The sequence below is a fragment of the uncultured Ramlibacter sp. genome (genome assembly GCF_936925435.1).
Lineage (GTDB): Bacteria > Pseudomonadota > Gammaproteobacteria > Burkholderiales > Burkholderiaceae_C > Ramlibacter.
Map to the genome: position 1 here is coordinate 16233 of NZ_CAKZHQ010000047.1, position 14357 is coordinate 30589.

The following is a 14357-nucleotide window of genomic DNA, read 5'->3' on the forward strand; positions in this document are numbered from 1 at the left end:
GATAGCGCTCCAGGTCCGGTGGATGGGGGCTATGGGCCGATTATTCTGCTGTGATGGGGTGCAGGACGTGGCCCTGGCCGATGGCGCCGTTGCCGGCCAGCACATGGAAGGCCGTGCCCGGCGGCAGCTTGGGCAGGGCCACATCGGGCCGCAGGAATTCCAGCTCCAGGGCCTGGGTCTGGCCCCGCTCCAGCCATTGCGCCAGGGGCTGGGCCAGGCGCACTGTGTAGCCCTCGGTGCCGCACAGCAGGGCGCAGACCGTGTTGTTGGCGTCGAGGTCCTGCGTGGCGGGGCGCTGGCCCGGCGGCAGAGGCGACAGCTGCGCCAGCAGTTGGCCATGGAAAGGCCGGTCTGCCGGAAACGCCAACACCGGTGGCGGCTGGCGTGGCCGCAGCTGCCCGATCACCCAGCCCACGACGTTGCCGATCACCGGCAGCCACAGCAGCATCATCAGGGTGCCGACGTCGCGCAGCGCCGAGGGGTCGGCTGCGCTGTAGCGGACCACCGCCCCCACGACCGACAGGACCACCAGGAGGACGACGATGAGTTTGCGGCGGGGGGTGGTGGCTTTCATGGGGCGCTCGAAGGAAGGCATGGATTGTGGCCCAATGGCGCAACGCTTTCCGAAAGGGCACCATGAAGACCGGCTCCATCGTTCTTGCGCTGTCGTTCCTGCTGGCCAGCGCCGCCCAGGCGCAAAGCGGCGCCATCAACGCCCTGTGCAGCACCGACCAGTCCTGGTGCGAGCTGGCGGCGCAGGAATTCACCAAGGCCACCGGCATCCGCGTGGCCCAGGCGCACAAGGGCACGGGCGAGGCGGCGGCGCAGTTGCGTGCCGAGGCGGCCAATCCCAAGACCGACATCTGGTGGGGCGGCACCGGCGACCCCTTCCTGCAATCGGCCGAACTGGGCCTGCTCGAGGCTTATCGCCCGGCCTACATCAATGACCTGCACAGCTGGAGCGTGCGCCAGTACGCGATGTCGCAGAACATGGTCGGCGGCTTCTACACCAGCGCCATGGGCTTCGGCTACAACACCGAGGTGCTCAAGAAGAAAAAGCTGGCCGAGCCCAAATGCTGGGCCGATCTGGTCAAGCCCGAGTACAAGGGCGAGATCGAGATATCGCATCCGGCCACCAGCGGCACGGCCTACACCGTGATCGCCGGTCTGGTGCAGATGATGGGCGAGGAGCCGGCCTTCGACTACCTCAAGAAGCTGCACAAGAACGTCAGCAACTACACCCGCAGCGGCCAGGCCCAGGCGCCCAATGTGGCCAAGGGCGAGGTCGGTATCGGCGTGAGCTTCATCTTCGGCTTCGACAAATGGCGCCTGCAGAAGTACCCGGTCAAGACCACGGCGCCGTGCGAGGGCACGGGCTACGAGGTCGGCGGCATCGCCCTCATCAAGGGCGCGCGCAACATGGCCAACGCCAAGCGCTACTACGACTTCCTCATGAGCCCCGCCGGCCAGGCCATCGGCGCGAAGGCCGAGAGTTTCCAGTCGCCGGCCAACAAGACCTTCCAGCCCGACCCGCGCATTCCCAACATGGACAACGTGCGCCTGATCAAGTACGACTTCGAGAAATACGGCAAGGCCGCCGAGCGCAGGCGCCTGATCGACCGCTGGGCCCGCGAGGTCGAGTCGCTGCCGCGCTGAGCGTGCTCAGCGGGCCCTTGTGCCCACCACGGCCGCGCCGATGATCATGGCCGCGGCCAGCGCGATGCTCCAGGTCAACGGCCGGCCGCTGACCAGCATCAGCAAGGCGGTCGAGGCCAGTGGCGTGAGGTAGCTCAGGATGCCGATGTGGCGGGCGTCGCCCAGCTTCAAGGCCTTGTCCCAGAGAAAGAAGGCCGCGCCCAGCGGGCCCAGGCCCATCAGCGCCAGCAGCAGCCAGTCCTGTCCCGACAGCATGGCGGCCGGCTCCAGCGCCCAGTGGCACAGCAGCGAGAGCAGGCCCGAGACCAGGCCGAACAGGCCGATGGCCGCCGTGGGGAAGGCCTGGACGCGGCGCGTCAGCAGCGAATAGGTGGCCCAGATGACCGCCGAGCCCAGCGCCGGCAGATAGCCCCAGGACCAGGCTGCGCTGGCGCCGCCTCCCGCACCCAGGATGGCGATGGCGGCACCGGCAAAGCCGGCCAGCGCCGCGGCCACATGGGCGGGCCGCAAGCGCAACCCCAGGCCGGGCAGCAGCACCGGCGCCAGCACCACGATCAGCAACGGCCACAGGTAGTTGACCAGGTTGGCCTCCACCGCAGGCGCCAGCCGCAGCGCGATGAACAGCAGGAAGTGGTAACCGAACAGGCCGCAGATGCCCAGGGCCAGGGTCGAGGCCGGCACCCGCCACTGCTTGAACAGAGGCCAGGCCGGAATGCTGCCGATCACCAGGGCGATGCCGGTCAGCAGAAAGGGCGGGACGTGCTTGAGGGCCAGGCCCAGCGAGGCCAGACTGGTCCACAGGGCGATCGCGCCCAGCGCATAAACATTCGCGTGCATGGGCACTGACTGTAAGCGCGGCGGCGCCGCGCTCTTGCCGCCTTATGTGTTGGCGACGCCGGCAGCGTGGGCCTGTTCGTCGGCGTGGTAGCTCGAACGCACCATGGCGCCGACGGCGGCGTGGGAGAAGCCCATCTCGTAGGCCTTCTGCTCGAACATCTTGAAGGTGTCGGGGTGCACATAGCGGCGCACCGGCAGATGGCTCATGCTGGGCGACAGGTACTGGCCGATGGTCAGCATCTCGATGTCGTGCGCGCGCATGTCGCGCATGACCTGCAGGATCTCCTCGTCGGTCTCACCCAGGCCGACCATGATGCCGCTCTTGGTGGGCACGCCGGGGTGCAGGGCCTTGAACTTCTTGAGCAGATTCAGGCTGAACTGGTAGTCCGAGCCCGGCCGCGCTTCCTTGTACAGGCGGGGCGTGGTTTCCAGGTTGTGGTTCATCACGTCCGGCGGCGCAGCCTGGAGGATCTCCAGCGCGCGGTCGTCGCGGCCGCGGAAGTCGGGCACCAGCACCTCGATGGTGGTGCCGGGCGAGAGCTCGCGGATGTTGCGGATGCACTCGACGAAGTGGCCGGCGCCGCCGTCACGCAGGTCATCGCGGTCGACGCTGGTGATCACCACGTACTTCAGACGCAGCTTGGCGATGGTGCGGGCCAGGTTCAGCGGCTCGTCCTTGTCCAGCGGGTCGGGCCGGCCGTGGCCGACGTCGCAGAAGGGGCAGCGCCGCGTGCACTTGTCGCCCATGATCATGAAGGTCGCCGTGCCCTTGCCGAAGCACTCGCCGATGTTGGGGCAGGAGGCTTCCTCGCAGACCGTGTGCAGCTTGTTCTCGCGCAGGATCTGCTTGATCTCGTAAAAGCGCGTGGTGGGCGAGCCCGCACGCACACGGATCCAGTCCGGCTTCTTGAGCACCTCGGCCTGTTCCACCTTGACCGGGATGCGCGACAGCTTGGCCGCGGCCTTCTGTTTGGCCAGCGGGTTGTAGTTTTCGCTGCTTTGCGCTTCGCGCACGACGTCGGTGGAGCTCATGGAATCCTTCAGGGCGCGAGGTGGACGCTGAGTTTGTGGCCCAGCACCTGCGCCGCCTCTTGGGGGGTGGTGGAGATGCCGATTGTAGAAAGATCCACGGTTTTCAGCCCGGCGTAGCCGCAGGGGTTGATCCGCGAGAAGGGTTCCAGGTCCATGGCCACGTTCAGCGCCACCCCGTGGTAAGTGCAGTGTCGGCTGACCTTTAGCCCCAAGGCGGCGATCTTGCCCAGGCCGGCAAAGGGCTGGCCGGCCGGCTGCGGCCCGGTCAGCGCCTGGTGCGAGAAGGGGGCGTCCAGCCGCACATAGATGCCCGGGGCGCCGGCGACGCGGTGGCCGGTCACGCCGTAGTGGGCCAGGGTGCGGACCACCGCTTCTTCGACGCGGTAGACGTATTCCTTGACGAAGTAGCCGGCGCGCCGCAGGTCCAGCAGCGGGTAGGCCACCACCTGCCCGGGCCCGTGGTAGGTGACCTGGCCGCCGCGGTTGCTGGCCACCACCGGGATGGCTCCCGGGTCCAGCAGGTGCTCGGGCTTGCCGGCCAGGCCCTGGGTGAAGACCGGCTCGTGTTCGCACAGCCAGAGTTCGTCGGCTGTGGCCTCGCCGCGCGCCGCGGTGAACTCCTGCATGGCCTGGAAGGCCGGCAGGTAGGCGACCCGGCCGAGGTCGCGCAGTTCCATCAAGCCTCCGACAGGCCGCCCTTAGGAGGCTTGGGCCCCCTCGGGGGGCAGCGCGTACACGCAGTGACAAGCGTGGGGGCCGTCATTTCAGAGCACGACCTTGACCATCGGGTGCGCCGACAACGCCCGGTACAGGTCGTCCAACTGCTCGCGGCTGGTGGCGGTGACGGTGACGGTCACGCCCAGGTACTTGCCGCCCTTGCTGTCGCGCAGCTGCACATTGGCGGCATCGAAGTTCGGGTCGAACTGCCCGGCGATCTGGGTCACGGCATGGACGAAGCCCTCTGCGTTGATGCCCATCACCTTGATGGGAAACAGCGAGGGGTAATCGATCAGCGAGTCCTTGCGGGCTGCCGGTTCGGGGGCGGGCGGATGGATGGAGGCGCTCATGGTCAGGAAGTCTGTTTGGCGCGCTGGTACAGCGCGTGCAGCTGCTGGTAGATGGGGCCGGGTTGCCCGTTTCCAACCGGCCGGCCGTCCAGCAGGGTGACGGGCAGCACCTCCTTGGTGGCCGAGGACAGCAGGATTTCGTCGGCCGCCAGCACCTCGTCGCGCGGGATCCGGCGCAGCTCGAAGCCTATGCCGGCGTCCCGGCACAGCTGCTCGATCAGGCCGTAGCGGATGCCTTCGAGCACCAGGTTGTCGCGCGGCGCGCCCATGACCACACCGTCCTTGATCACCCAGACGTTGCTGGCCGCGGCTTCGGACAGGAAGCCGTCACGGAACATCACCGTCTCGACCGCGCCCTCGTCGGCGCTGAGCTGGCGCGCCAGAACGGCAGCGGCCAGGCTGGTGGTCTTGATGTGGGCCTTTTCCCAGCGGAAGTCGTCGGCCGTCACGCAGGCCACGCCCTTGGCACGGTCGGCCTCCGAGTAGATGGCCATGCGGTTGCTGGTGGCGAACACCGTGGGCGTCAGGCCGGGCGGCATGACATGGTCGCGCATGGCCACGCCGCGGGTGATCTGGATGTACACCATTTGGTTGGTATTTTCGGCTGTAGCCCCCGTCGAATGGGCATAGGCCGCTATCAATTTGATAACAAGCGCGTGCCATTGCGCATGCGTCTTGGGGTTGGTGATGCGCAGTTCGGCCAGGCTGCGGTCGAGCCGGGCCATGTGCTCGGCAAAGCGGAAGGGCTTGCCGTTGTACGCCGGCACGACCTCGTAGACGCCGTCGCCAAAGATGAAGCCGCGGTCCAGGACGCTGACCTTGGCATCGCGCAGGGTGCTGAATTCGCCGTTGAGGTAACAGGGCAGGGAAGGGATGGAGGTGTCGCTCATGGTGTTGATTGTCCCGTTTTCGCCGTGTCCCCGCGGCGCGGCAGGTGGCGGGTTTCGCCGATCTGAAGCAGGAAGAACGCGTCCTCGGGCAGGCCCCGGTCGCTGCGGGCCTGGGCCAGCTCCCGCGGCGGCTGGTCCAGAGACTCGTCGCTGAGGTTGAAGGTGCCCCAGTGCACACCGATGCTGCGCCTGGCGCCCAGGTCCAGGTGGACCTGGACTGCCTCTGCCGGGTTGACGTGCTGGTCCTTCATGAACCAGCGCGGCTCGCAGGCGCCGATGGCGATCAGCGCGGCGTCGAAGCCGCCGTCCTGCTGGCGGCCGGCGAAGCGCTCGCGCGTGGCGCTGAAGTCGCGGCTGTAGCCGGTGTCGCCGCTGAAATACCAGTGGAAGTCCGGCGCGAACACGGCCCAGCCGCCCCACAGCGTGCGCTGCCTGTCGCCCAGCACGCGGTTCGACCAGTGCTGCACGGGGGTGAAGACGAAATCGACACCGCCGTGCGTGTGCGACTCCCACCAGTCCAGTTCGACCGCGTTGCTGATGCCCTGCCTGGCCATCCAGGCCTTGATGCCCAGCGGCACCAGGAACAGCGTCCGGCCGCCGCTGCGCTTGTCGAGTGCGACCACGCTGGCATGGTCCAGATGGTCGTAGTGGTTGTGCGACAGCACGACCACATCGATCGGCGGCAGATCGTCCAGGGCCACACCCGGCGGTTGCGCGCGCAGCGGGCCGGCGAACTGCACGGGCGAGGCGCGCCGGCTGAACACCGGGTCGGTCAGCACATTGAGGCCGCCGGCCTGCATGAGCATGGTGGCGTGGCCGACCCAGGTGGCGGCGGGCGCCCGTGTGCCGCCGGCGTTGTCGCGCAGGCCTTGCAGATCGGGCTGGACGACGGGCGTGGGCGCCTGCGGCGGCCGCGGCAGGCCCTGGCGGCGCGCTTGGCGCTGCCAGCGCAGCACCTCGCCCAGCGACTTGCCGACCTGGCTGCCGTCGGTGTTGGTGAAGCCCTTGGGTGTGTGGTGCCGCCTGTCGTTGGCGCCGGGCGCCGTCATCGCCAGAGCAGCACCGCGGCGATCGCCAGCCAGCCCAGGCCCAGGTTGAGTTTGGCCAGCAGGGTGATCTGGCCCATGCGCCGGCCGGCCTCGGGCCAGTCGGCCGCCGCCACTGCCGCCTTCATGCGGCGCCAGGGTGCAAAAAAGATGTGGCCGAAGACCAGCACCATCGCAATGCCCAGGCCGGCCATGGCGTGCCAGCCTGGCGGCGGCTTGCCTCCCGCGGCCAGCAACAGCGGCACGCCGGTGGCCAGCAAGACCACAATGCTGATGGCCACCACGCTGAAGAAGCGGCGCAGCACGGCTGCCAGCATCGGCAGCCTCACGGGCGGCTGCAATTGCTCACTCACCGGCACGCGCAAGGCCAGCACCATGAAGGCCATGCCGCCCATCCAGAAAATGGCGGCGGCGAGGTGGAAAAACAGCAGGAGGTTGCGCATGGGTGGCCTTGGAAATGAGGGAGCGCGGTCATTGTGGCGTCACTTGTGACCTGCAGGCTAAAACACCTTATCAAGCAGCCAAGTCTGACTTCGCTGGTCAGATTGAAGGAAAAGCAGGGGGTTTCTACTTATAATCAGTGGCTTTGTTGAATTTCAGGGCCAACACGCGAGGCGGCATTCCAATGAAAAAAATAGCCCCGCTGCCTGAAATAGAAGACGAACAGCCCCCTGTCACGCCGCTCACCGCCGAAGAGGCGCGCCGGTTGCGTGAAAGAAACCCCCAGGTCTCCCCCTGGTGGGTGATCGGGTGGCAGTCGGTTGTGGGGGCCGGGGTGGCGATTGCCGCCTGGGCCCTGAGCGGGAGGCAAAACGTTGGGTGGTCCGCCGGGTATGGCGCGCTGGCCGTGGTGATTCCCGCGGCCATTTTTGCGCGGGGGCTGACCGGACGTTTCGCTTCGCTCAACCCGGCTGCCGCGGCCGCCGGGTTCATGGTCTGGGAGATGGTCAAAGTGGCCTTGACGGTGGCGATGCTGTTCGCCGCGCCAAGGCTGGTAACGGACCTGAGCTGGCCGGCAATGCTGGTCGGCCTGGTGGTGACGATGCAGGTGTATTGGGGCGCGCTGGTTTTGGCGCCCCGAAAATCGAAACGAACTGACGAGTAACAACAGATGGCTGCTGAACACGGACCCACCGCCGGTGAATACATCATTCACCACCTGACGCACCTGCAGAACCACAAGCCCAAGGCGGTTGTCGACTTCAGCGTTTTCAGCTTCGACTCCCTGTTTTTCTCCACGCTGCTGGGCATCGTTGGCTGCCTGCTGCTGTGGAAGGCGGCCCGCAAGGCCACTTCCGGCGTGCCGGGCCGCTTCCAGGCCGCCGTCGAAATGATGGTCGAGATGGTCGATTCCCAGGCCAAGGGCATCGTGCACAACGCCACCAGCCGCAAGTTCGTCGCGCCCCTGGCCCTGACCATCTTCGTCTGGATCATCCTGATGAACGCGATGGACTTCCTGCCGGTCGATCTGCTGCCCTTCATCTGGGAAAAAATCTACGGCGCCGCCGGCCGCGACCCGCACCACGCCTACCTGCGCGTCGTGCCCACCGCCGACCTGTCGGTCACCATGGGCATGTCGGTCGCCGTGTTGCTGATCTGCCTGATCTACAACATCAAGATCAAGGGCATCGGCGGCTGGTCGCACGAGCTGGTCACCGCGCCGTTCGGCACCAGCAAGAACCCCATCTTCGCGCTGATCCTGGGCGTGCTGAACCTGGCCATGCAGCTGATCGAATTCGTCGCCAAGACCGTCTCGCACGGCATGCGGCTGTTCGGCAACATGTATGCCGGCGAGCTGATCTTCCTGCTGATTGCCCTGATGGGCGGTGCCTGGTCGCTGTCGGCCACCGGCATCGGCCTGGCGATCGGCCACATCATCGCCGGCACCGTGTGGTCCATCTTCCACATCCTGATCATCGTGTTGCAGGCCTTCGTGTTCATGATGCTGACGCTGGTGTACATCGGCCAGGCGCACGACGCCCACTGAGCCCCGCTCAGACCATAGAGTTTCCGTTTCCCTTTCTTTTCAACCAAGACCTTTAGGAGTCATCATGGAAGTTATCAGCTTTGTCGCACTGGCCGCCGGCATCATCATTGGCCTGGGCGCTTTCGGTGCCTGCGTCGGCATCGGCATCATGGGCAGCAAGTACCTCGAGTCGGCCGCCCGCCAGCCTGAGCTGATGGGTGAACTGCAGACCAAGATGTTCCTGCTGGTCGGCCTGATCGACGCTTCCTTCATCATCGGCACCGGTGTGGCCCTGTGGTTCGCCACTGCCAACCCGTTCCTGGCCCAGATCGCCAACCTGCCGAAGTAAGCATCCAGCGGCCCATGTCATTTCCCTGGCGCCAGCGCCGGGGTGAAGGATGAAAAAGTGAGCATCACCGGTACCCTGATCATTCAGATGATCGTGTTCCTGATCCTGGTCGGGTTCACGATGAAGTTCGTGTGGCCGCCGATCGCCGCCGCGCTCGACGAGCGTGCAGCGAAGATCGCCGATGGCCTGGCTGCCGCCGACAAGGCCAAGTCCGAGCTGTCCGCCGCCAACCAGCGCGTGGAAGCCGAGCTGGCGAAGTCGCGCAACGAGACCGCTGCGCTGCTGGCCGATGCCGAGCGCCGCGCCCAGGTCATCGTCGAGGAGGCCAAGGGCCGCGCCACGGAAGAGGGCAGCAAGATCGTTGCCGCCGCCCGTGTCGAAGCCGAGCAGCAGAGCGTCAAGGCCCGCGAGGCCCTGCGCGAGCAGGTCGCCGCACTGGCCGTCAAGGGCGCAGAGCAGATTCTCCGCAAGGAAGTCAACGCCGGCGTTCACGCCGAGCTGCTCAGCCGCCTCAAGACCGAGCTGTAAGAAGGTAGACCATGGCCGAACTCGCCACCATCGCCCGACCGTACGCCGAAGCGCTCTTCCAGTCCGCCAAGGCGGATCTGGACGGCACCACGCAATGGCTGGAATCGCTTGCCGCCATCGCCGCCAATGCGCAGCTGCTGCAACTGGCCGGCAACCCGAACGTGACGGACCAGCAGGTCTATGACGTGATCGCGGGCGTGGCCAAGGGCGCATTGCCCGACGCCGCGAAGAACTTCCTGCGCACGGTCATCGAGAACGGCCGCCTCACGGCCCTGCCCGAAATCGCGACGCAGTTCCGTTCGCTCAAGAACGCGCTGGGCGGCTCGTCCGACGCGATCGTCTACAGCGCCTTCCCGATCGACGCGGGCGCGCTCGGCGGCGTCACGCAGGCGCTGGAAAAGCGCTTCGGCCGCAAGCTCAATGTGAGCGTGCAGCAGGACGCGTCGCTGATCGGCGGCGTCCGCGTGGTGGTGGGTGACGAGGTGCTGGACACCTCGGTCAAGGCCCGCCTCGAGCAAATGAAAGTCGCCCTCACGGCCTAATGTTCGGCGTGAAGCCGGCAGACCAACTTTAAGGAAAGGAAAGAGTCATGCAACTCAATCCCGCAGAAATCTCTGAACTGATCAAGAGCCGCATCGAAGGCCTGTCCGCCAGCGCCGACATCCGCAACCAGGGCACCGTGGTGTCCGTGGCCGACGGCATCTGCCGCATCCACGGCCTGTCCGACGTGATGGCCGGCGAAATGCTGGAATTCCCGCCCACGGCAGACGGCAGCCCCACCTTCGGCCTGGCCCTGAACCTCGAGCGCGACTCGGTCGGCTCGGTGATTCTGGGTGAGTACGAGCACATCTCCGAAGGCGACATCGTCAAGTGCACGGGCCGCATCCTGGAAGTGCCGGTCGGCCCCGAGCTGATCGGCCGCGTGGTCAACGCCCTGGGCCAGCCCATCGACGGCAAGGGCCCGGTCAACGCCAAGATGACCGACGTGATCGAAAAGGTCGCCCCGGGCGTGATCGCCCGCGAATCGGTGAGCCAGCCCATGCAGACCGGCCTGAAGTCGATCGACTCCATGGTGCCGATCGGCCGCGGCCAGCGCGAGCTGATCATCGGCGACCGCCAGACCGGCAAGTCCGCCGTGGCCGTCGACGCGATCATCAACCAGAAGGGTCAGAACATGACCTGCGTCTATGTCGCGATCGGCCAGAAGGCATCCACGATCAAGAACATGGTGCGCGCACTGGAACAAGCCGGCGCGATGGAGTACACCATCGTGGTCGCCGCCTCGGCGTCCGAATCGGCCGCCATGCAGTACGTGTCGGCCTATTCCGGCTGCACCATGGGCGAGTACTTCCGCGACCGCGGCCAGGACGCCCTGATCGTTTATGACGACCTGTCCAAGCAGGCCGTGGCCTACCGCCAGGTTTCGCTGCTGCTGCGCCGCCCGCCGGGCCGCGAAGCCTATCCCGGCGACGTGTTCTATCTCCACAGCCGCCTGCTCGAGCGCGCCGCCCGCGTGAATGCCGACTACGTCGAAGCCTTCACCAAGGGTGCCGTCAAGGGCAAGACCGGTTCGCTGACGGCCCTGCCGATCATCGAAACGCAAGCCGGCGACGTGTCAGCTTTCGTGCCGACCAACGTGATCTCGATCACCGACGGCCAGATCTTCCTGGAAACCAGCCTGTTCAACGCAGGTGTGCGCCCCGCCATCAACGCCGGTATCTCGGTGTCGCGCGTTGGCGGCGCTGCCCAGACCAACTGGATCAAGGGCCTGTCCGGCGGTATCCGTACCGACCTGGCGCAGTACCGTGAGCTGGCTGCGTTCGCGCAGTTCGCCTCGGACCTGGACGAAGCCACCCGCAAGCAGCTCGACCGCGGCGCCCGCGTGACCGAACTGCTCAAGCAGGCCCAGTACAGCCCGCTGCCCATCTCGCTGATGGGCGCCACGCTGTTCGCGGTGAACAAGGGCTACCTGGACGACATCGAAGTCAAGAAGGTCCTGGCCTTCGAGCACGGCCTGCACGGCTGGCTCAAGGACAAGCACGCCGCCCTGCTCGCCACCATCGAGAAGAATGGCGCGAAGTGGGACAACAAGCCCGCCAAGGATTCCGACAGCGACGAGAAGAAGGCCTTCAAGAAGGTCTGCATCGACGGTGAGGCCGAACTGACGGCAGCCGTCGCCGCGTTCAAGAAGTCGTTCGCTTAAGTCTCTATTGAACAGGAGCCAACGTGGCTGCAGGTAAAGAGATTCGGGGCAAGATCAAATCGGTGGAAAACACCAAGAAGATCACCAAGGCCATGGAAATGGTGGCCGCCTCCAAGATGCGCAAGGCGCAGGAGCGCATGCGCTCGGCCCGGCCTTACAGCGACAAGGTGCGCAACATTGCCGCCAACCTCGGCAAGGCCAACCCGGAGTACACCCACGCCTTCATGAAGACCAACGCCGCGAAAGCGGTCGGCTTCATCGTGGTGACCACCGACAAGGGCCTGTGCGGCGGCATGAACACCAACGTGCTGCGCGCCGTGACCAGCAAACTGCGCGAGTTGCAGGCGGCCGGCGTGGAATCGCAGGCCGTGGCCATCGGCAACAAGGGCCTGGGCTTTCTCAACCGCATCGGCGCCAAGGTGGTCTCGCATGTCACCCAGCTGGGCGACACGCCCCACCTGGACAAGCTGATCGGGCCTGTCAAGGTGCTGCTCGACGCCTATGCCGCCGGCCAGATCAGCGCGGTCTACCTGAGCTACACCCGCTTCATCAACACGATGAAGCAGGAGCCGGTCATCGAGCAGCTGCTGCCGCTGACCAGCGACAACCTCAAGGCCGACCAGGGCGAGCACGGCTGGGACTACATCTACGAACCCGACGCGCAGACCGTGATCGACGAGCTGCTGGTGCGCTACCTCGAGGCGCTGGTCTACCAGGCCGTGGCAGAGAACATGGCGTCCGAGCAGTCGGCCCGCATGGTGGCCATGAAGTCCGCCACCGACAACGCCGGCAACGTGATTGGCGAACTCAAGCTGGTCTACAACAAGACGCGCCAGGCGGCGATCACGAAAGAGCTTTCGGAGATCGTTGCAGGGGCCGCGGCGGTCTGACCGCCCCAGTGACCCGATTTACATATTTTTTGGAGCAAGCAAATGGCTCAGGCAAAAGTTGAAGGCAAGATTGTTCAATGTATCGGCGCCGTTGTGGACGTCGAATTTCCGCGCGACAAGATGCCCAAGGTGTACGACGCGCTGAAGATGGAAGGCACGGCCCTGACGCTGGAAGTGCAGCAGCAGCTGGGCGACGGCATTGTCCGCACCATCGCGCTGGGCTCGTCCGACGGCCTGCGCCGCGGCAACATGGTCTACAACACCAATGCAGCCATCATGGTTCCGGTGGGCAAGGCCACGCTGGGTCGCATCATGGACGTGCTGGGCAACCCGATCGACGAGCGCGGCCCGGTCAACGCCGAACTGACGGCTTCGATCCACCGCAAGGCTCCCGCATACGACGAACTGTCGCCCTCGCAGGAACTGCTGGAAACCGGCATCAAGGTGATCGACCTGGTGTGCCCGTTTGCCAAGGGCGGCAAGGTTGGCCTGTTCGGCGGCGCCGGCGTGGGCAAGACCGTGAACATGATGGAACTGATCAACAACATCGCCAAGGCCCACTCCGGTCTGTCGGTGTTCGCCGGCGTGGGTGAGCGCACCCGCGAAGGCAACGACTTCTACCATGAGATGGCTGACTCCAAGGTCGTGGACCTCGAGAACCTGCCCAACTCCAAGGTGGCCATGGTTTACGGCCAGATGAACGAGCCGCCGGGCAACCGCCTGCGCGTGGCCCTGACCGGCCTGACCATCGCCGAGTCCTTCCGTGACGAGGGCAAGGACGTGCTGTTCTTCGTGGACAACATCTACCGCTACACGCTGGCCGGCACGGAAGTGTCCGCCTTGCTGGGCCGCATGCCTTCCGCCGTGGGCTACCAGCCGACGCTGGCCGAGGAAATGGGTCGCCTGCAAGAGCGTATTACCTCCACCAAGGTGGGTTCCATCACCTCGATCCAGGCCGTGTACGTGCCGGCCGACGACTTGACCGATCCGTCGCCCGCCACCACCTTCGCTCACCTGGATTCCACCGTGGTGCTGTCGCGTGACATTGCCTCGCTGGGCATCTACCCGGCCGTGGACCCGCTGGACTCGACCAGCCGCCAGCTCGACCCCCTGGTCGTCGGCGAAGACCACTACAACACCGCCCGCGCCGTGCAGAACACCCTGCAGCGCTACAAGGAACTGCGCGACATCATCGCCATTCTGGGCATGGACGAACTGGCGCCCGAAGACAAGCTGGCCGTGGCCCGTGCCCGCAAGATCCAGCGCTTCCTGAGCCAGCCCTTCCACGTGGCCGAAGTGTTCACCGGCTCGCCCGGCAAGTACGTCTCGCTGGCCGAAACCATCCGCGGCTTCAAGATGATCACCGCCGGCGAGTGCGACCACCTGCCTGAGCAGGCCTTCTACATGGTCGGCACGATCGACGAGGCCTTCGAGAAGGCGAAGAAGGTCTAAGCCATGGACAGCAAGCACACCATCCACGTCGACGTGGTCAGTGCCGAAGAGTCCATCTTCTCCGGCGAGGCCCGCTTCGTTGCCCTGCCCGGCGAAGCCGGCGAGCTGGGCATCTACCCGCGCCACACGCCGCTGATCACCCGCATCCGACCCGGCTCGGTGCGCATCGAGAAGGCCGACGGCACCGAGGAATTCGTCTTCGTTGCCGGTGGCGTGCTGGAAGTGCAGCCCAACAGCGTCACCGTGCTGTCCGACACCGCCATTCGCGGCAAGGACCTGGACGAGGAAAAAGCCAACGCAGCGCGTGCTGCGGCCGAAGAGGCCCTGCGCAACGCCAAGGGCGAACTCGACATCGCCAAGGCCCAGTCCGAGCTGGCCGTCATGGCCGCCCAGATCGCGGCCCTGCGCAAATACCGCGACATGAAGTGAAATGCCGGGACA

18 protein-coding genes are annotated in these 14357 nt (G+C 66.0%); 10 read left to right on the forward strand and 8 right to left on the reverse strand.

Going from position 1 to position 14357, the window contains the following annotated elements; translation table 11 throughout:
- Positions 1–40 precede the first annotated feature (40 nt).
- Positions 41–574, reverse strand: a complete 534-nt coding sequence (locus Q0632_RS17870; RefSeq protein ID WP_298932731.1) for a hypothetical protein — start codon at positions 572–574, stop codon at positions 41–43.
- A 62-nt stretch (positions 575–636) separates the two neighbouring features.
- Here Q0632_RS17870 and Q0632_RS17875 point away from each other — a divergent pair, with 62 nt between their 5' ends.
- Entirely contained in the window at positions 637–1656 is a 1020-nt protein-coding gene (locus Q0632_RS17875; protein ID WP_298932733.1) for an ABC transporter substrate-binding protein, read from the forward strand.
- Positions 1657–1662: 6 nt separating this feature from the next.
- Here the strand turns inward: Q0632_RS17875 and Q0632_RS17880 are convergent, their stop codons facing one another.
- The 7 genes from Q0632_RS17880 to Q0632_RS17910 all read right to left on the reverse strand — a co-directional run bounded on the left by Q0632_RS17880 (position 1663) and on the right by Q0632_RS17910 (position 6971).
- On the reverse strand, positions 1663–2493 hold the full coding sequence (locus tag Q0632_RS17880; RefSeq protein ID WP_298932734.1) for a DMT family transporter: 831 nt from the start codon (positions 2491–2493) through the stop codon (positions 1663–1665).
- 42 nt (positions 2494–2535) lie between these two features.
- Positions 2536–3525 carry a lipoyl synthase gene (gene lipA / locus Q0632_RS17885; protein ID WP_298932735.1) on the reverse strand — a complete coding sequence of 330 codons (990 nt, stop codon included), beginning with the start codon at positions 3523–3525 and terminating at the stop codon, positions 2536–2538.
- Between the two features lie 8 nt (positions 3526–3533).
- Positions 3534–4202 (reverse strand): lipoyl(octanoyl) transferase LipB, encoded by a 669-nt coding sequence (gene lipB / locus Q0632_RS17890; protein ID WP_298932736.1) that lies wholly within the window; start codon positions 4200–4202, stop codon positions 3534–3536.
- 87 nt (positions 4203–4289) lie between these two features.
- A complete protein-coding gene (locus Q0632_RS17895) occupies positions 4290–4592 on the reverse strand; it encodes a DUF493 family protein (RefSeq protein WP_298932737.1) in 303 nt (100 codons plus the stop codon).
- A 2-nt stretch (positions 4593–4594) separates the two neighbouring features.
- On the reverse strand, positions 4595–5491 hold the full coding sequence (locus tag Q0632_RS17900; RefSeq protein ID WP_298933005.1) for a D-amino acid aminotransferase: 897 nt from the start codon (positions 5489–5491) through the stop codon (positions 4595–4597).
- A complete protein-coding gene (locus Q0632_RS17905; RefSeq protein WP_298932738.1) occupies positions 5479–6531 on the reverse strand; it encodes an MBL fold metallo-hydrolase in 1053 nt (350 codons plus the stop codon). The genes Q0632_RS17900 and Q0632_RS17905 overlap by 13 nt, the downstream gene beginning before the upstream one ends.
- Complete coding sequence (locus Q0632_RS17910) at positions 6528–6971, reverse strand: CopD family protein (protein ID WP_298932739.1); 444 nt, start codon at positions 6969–6971, stop codon at positions 6528–6530. The genes Q0632_RS17905 and Q0632_RS17910 overlap by 4 nt, the downstream gene beginning before the upstream one ends.
- Before the next feature lie 182 nt (positions 6972–7153).
- Between Q0632_RS17910 and Q0632_RS17915 the strand changes: the two genes are divergently transcribed.
- From Q0632_RS17915 to Q0632_RS17955, 9 genes are all read left to right on the forward strand, one after another.
- Positions 7154–7633 carry an ATP synthase subunit I gene (locus tag Q0632_RS17915; protein WP_298932740.1) on the forward strand — a complete coding sequence of 160 codons (480 nt, stop codon included), beginning with the start codon at positions 7154–7156 and terminating at the stop codon, positions 7631–7633.
- A gap of 6 nt (positions 7634–7639) precedes the next feature.
- Complete coding sequence (gene atpB / locus Q0632_RS17920; protein WP_298932742.1) at positions 7640–8515, forward strand: F0F1 ATP synthase subunit A; 876 nt, start codon at positions 7640–7642, stop codon at positions 8513–8515.
- Positions 8516–8576: 61 nt separating this feature from the next.
- Positions 8577–8843, forward strand: coding sequence for a F0F1 ATP synthase subunit C (gene atpE / locus Q0632_RS17925; protein ID WP_298933006.1), 267 nt, complete (start codon positions 8577–8579; stop codon positions 8841–8843).
- 57 nt (positions 8844–8900) lie between these two features.
- Positions 8901–9371: a F0F1 ATP synthase subunit B gene (locus tag Q0632_RS17930; protein ID WP_298932744.1), complete on the forward strand. Its 471-nt coding sequence runs from the start codon at positions 8901–8903 to the stop codon at positions 9369–9371.
- 11 nt (positions 9372–9382) lie between these two features.
- Complete coding sequence (locus Q0632_RS17935) at positions 9383–9913, forward strand: F0F1 ATP synthase subunit delta (RefSeq protein ID WP_298932746.1); 531 nt, start codon at positions 9383–9385, stop codon at positions 9911–9913.
- Between the two features lie 47 nt (positions 9914–9960).
- Positions 9961–11574 carry a F0F1 ATP synthase subunit alpha gene (gene atpA / locus Q0632_RS17940; protein WP_298932749.1) on the forward strand — a complete coding sequence of 538 codons (1614 nt, stop codon included), beginning with the start codon at positions 9961–9963 and terminating at the stop codon, positions 11572–11574.
- A gap of 23 nt (positions 11575–11597) precedes the next feature.
- Positions 11598–12464 (forward strand): F0F1 ATP synthase subunit gamma, encoded by an 867-nt coding sequence (atpG, locus tag Q0632_RS17945; RefSeq protein WP_298932751.1) that lies wholly within the window; start codon positions 11598–11600, stop codon positions 12462–12464.
- 42 nt (positions 12465–12506) lie between these two features.
- Positions 12507–13916, forward strand: a complete 1410-nt coding sequence (gene atpD, locus Q0632_RS17950) for a F0F1 ATP synthase subunit beta (protein ID WP_298932753.1) — start codon at positions 12507–12509, stop codon at positions 13914–13916.
- Positions 13917–13919: 3 nt separating this feature from the next.
- On the forward strand, positions 13920–14345 hold the full coding sequence (locus Q0632_RS17955; protein ID WP_298932755.1) for a F0F1 ATP synthase subunit epsilon: 426 nt from the start codon (positions 13920–13922) through the stop codon (positions 14343–14345).
- Positions 14346–14357: the final 12 nt, after the last annotated feature.

Bases quoted from the DNA above. Each gene is read 5' to 3' on its own strand.
- Q0632_RS17870 (WP_298932731.1), bottom strand. From the start codon at position 574: ATGAAAGCCACCACCCCCCGCCGCAAACTCATCGTCGTCCTCCTGGTG.
- Q0632_RS17875 (WP_298932733.1), top strand. From the start codon at position 637: ATGAAGACCGGCTCCATCGTTCTTGCGCTGTCGTTCCTGCTGGCCAGC.
- Q0632_RS17880 (WP_298932734.1), bottom strand. From the start codon at position 2,493: ATGCACGCGAATGTTTATGCGCTGGGCGCGATCGCCCTGTGGACCAGT.
- lipA (WP_298932735.1), bottom strand. From the start codon at position 3,525: ATGAGCTCCACCGACGTCGTGCGCGAAGCGCAAAGCAGCGAAAACTAC.
- lipB (WP_298932736.1), bottom strand. From the start codon at position 4,202: ATGGAACTGCGCGACCTCGGCCGGGTCGCCTACCTGCCGGCCTTCCAG.
- Q0632_RS17895 (WP_298932737.1), bottom strand. From the start codon at position 4,592: ATGAGCGCCTCCATCCATCCGCCCGCCCCCGAACCGGCAGCCCGCAAG.
- Q0632_RS17905 (WP_298932738.1), bottom strand. From the start codon at position 6,531: ATGACGGCGCCCGGCGCCAACGACAGGCGGCACCACACACCCAAGGGC.
- Q0632_RS17910 (WP_298932739.1), bottom strand. From the start codon at position 6,971: ATGCGCAACCTCCTGCTGTTTTTCCACCTCGCCGCCGCCATTTTCTGG.
- Q0632_RS17915 (WP_298932740.1), top strand. From the start codon at position 7,154: ATGAAAAAAATAGCCCCGCTGCCTGAAATAGAAGACGAACAGCCCCCT.
- atpB (WP_298932742.1), top strand. From the start codon at position 7,640: ATGGCTGCTGAACACGGACCCACCGCCGGTGAATACATCATTCACCAC.
- Q0632_RS17935 (WP_298932746.1), top strand. From the start codon at position 9,383: ATGGCCGAACTCGCCACCATCGCCCGACCGTACGCCGAAGCGCTCTTC.
- atpA (WP_298932749.1), top strand. From the start codon at position 9,961: ATGCAACTCAATCCCGCAGAAATCTCTGAACTGATCAAGAGCCGCATC.
- atpD (WP_298932753.1), top strand. From the start codon at position 12,507: ATGGCTCAGGCAAAAGTTGAAGGCAAGATTGTTCAATGTATCGGCGCC.
- Q0632_RS17955 (WP_298932755.1), top strand. From the start codon at position 13,920: ATGGACAGCAAGCACACCATCCACGTCGACGTGGTCAGTGCCGAAGAG.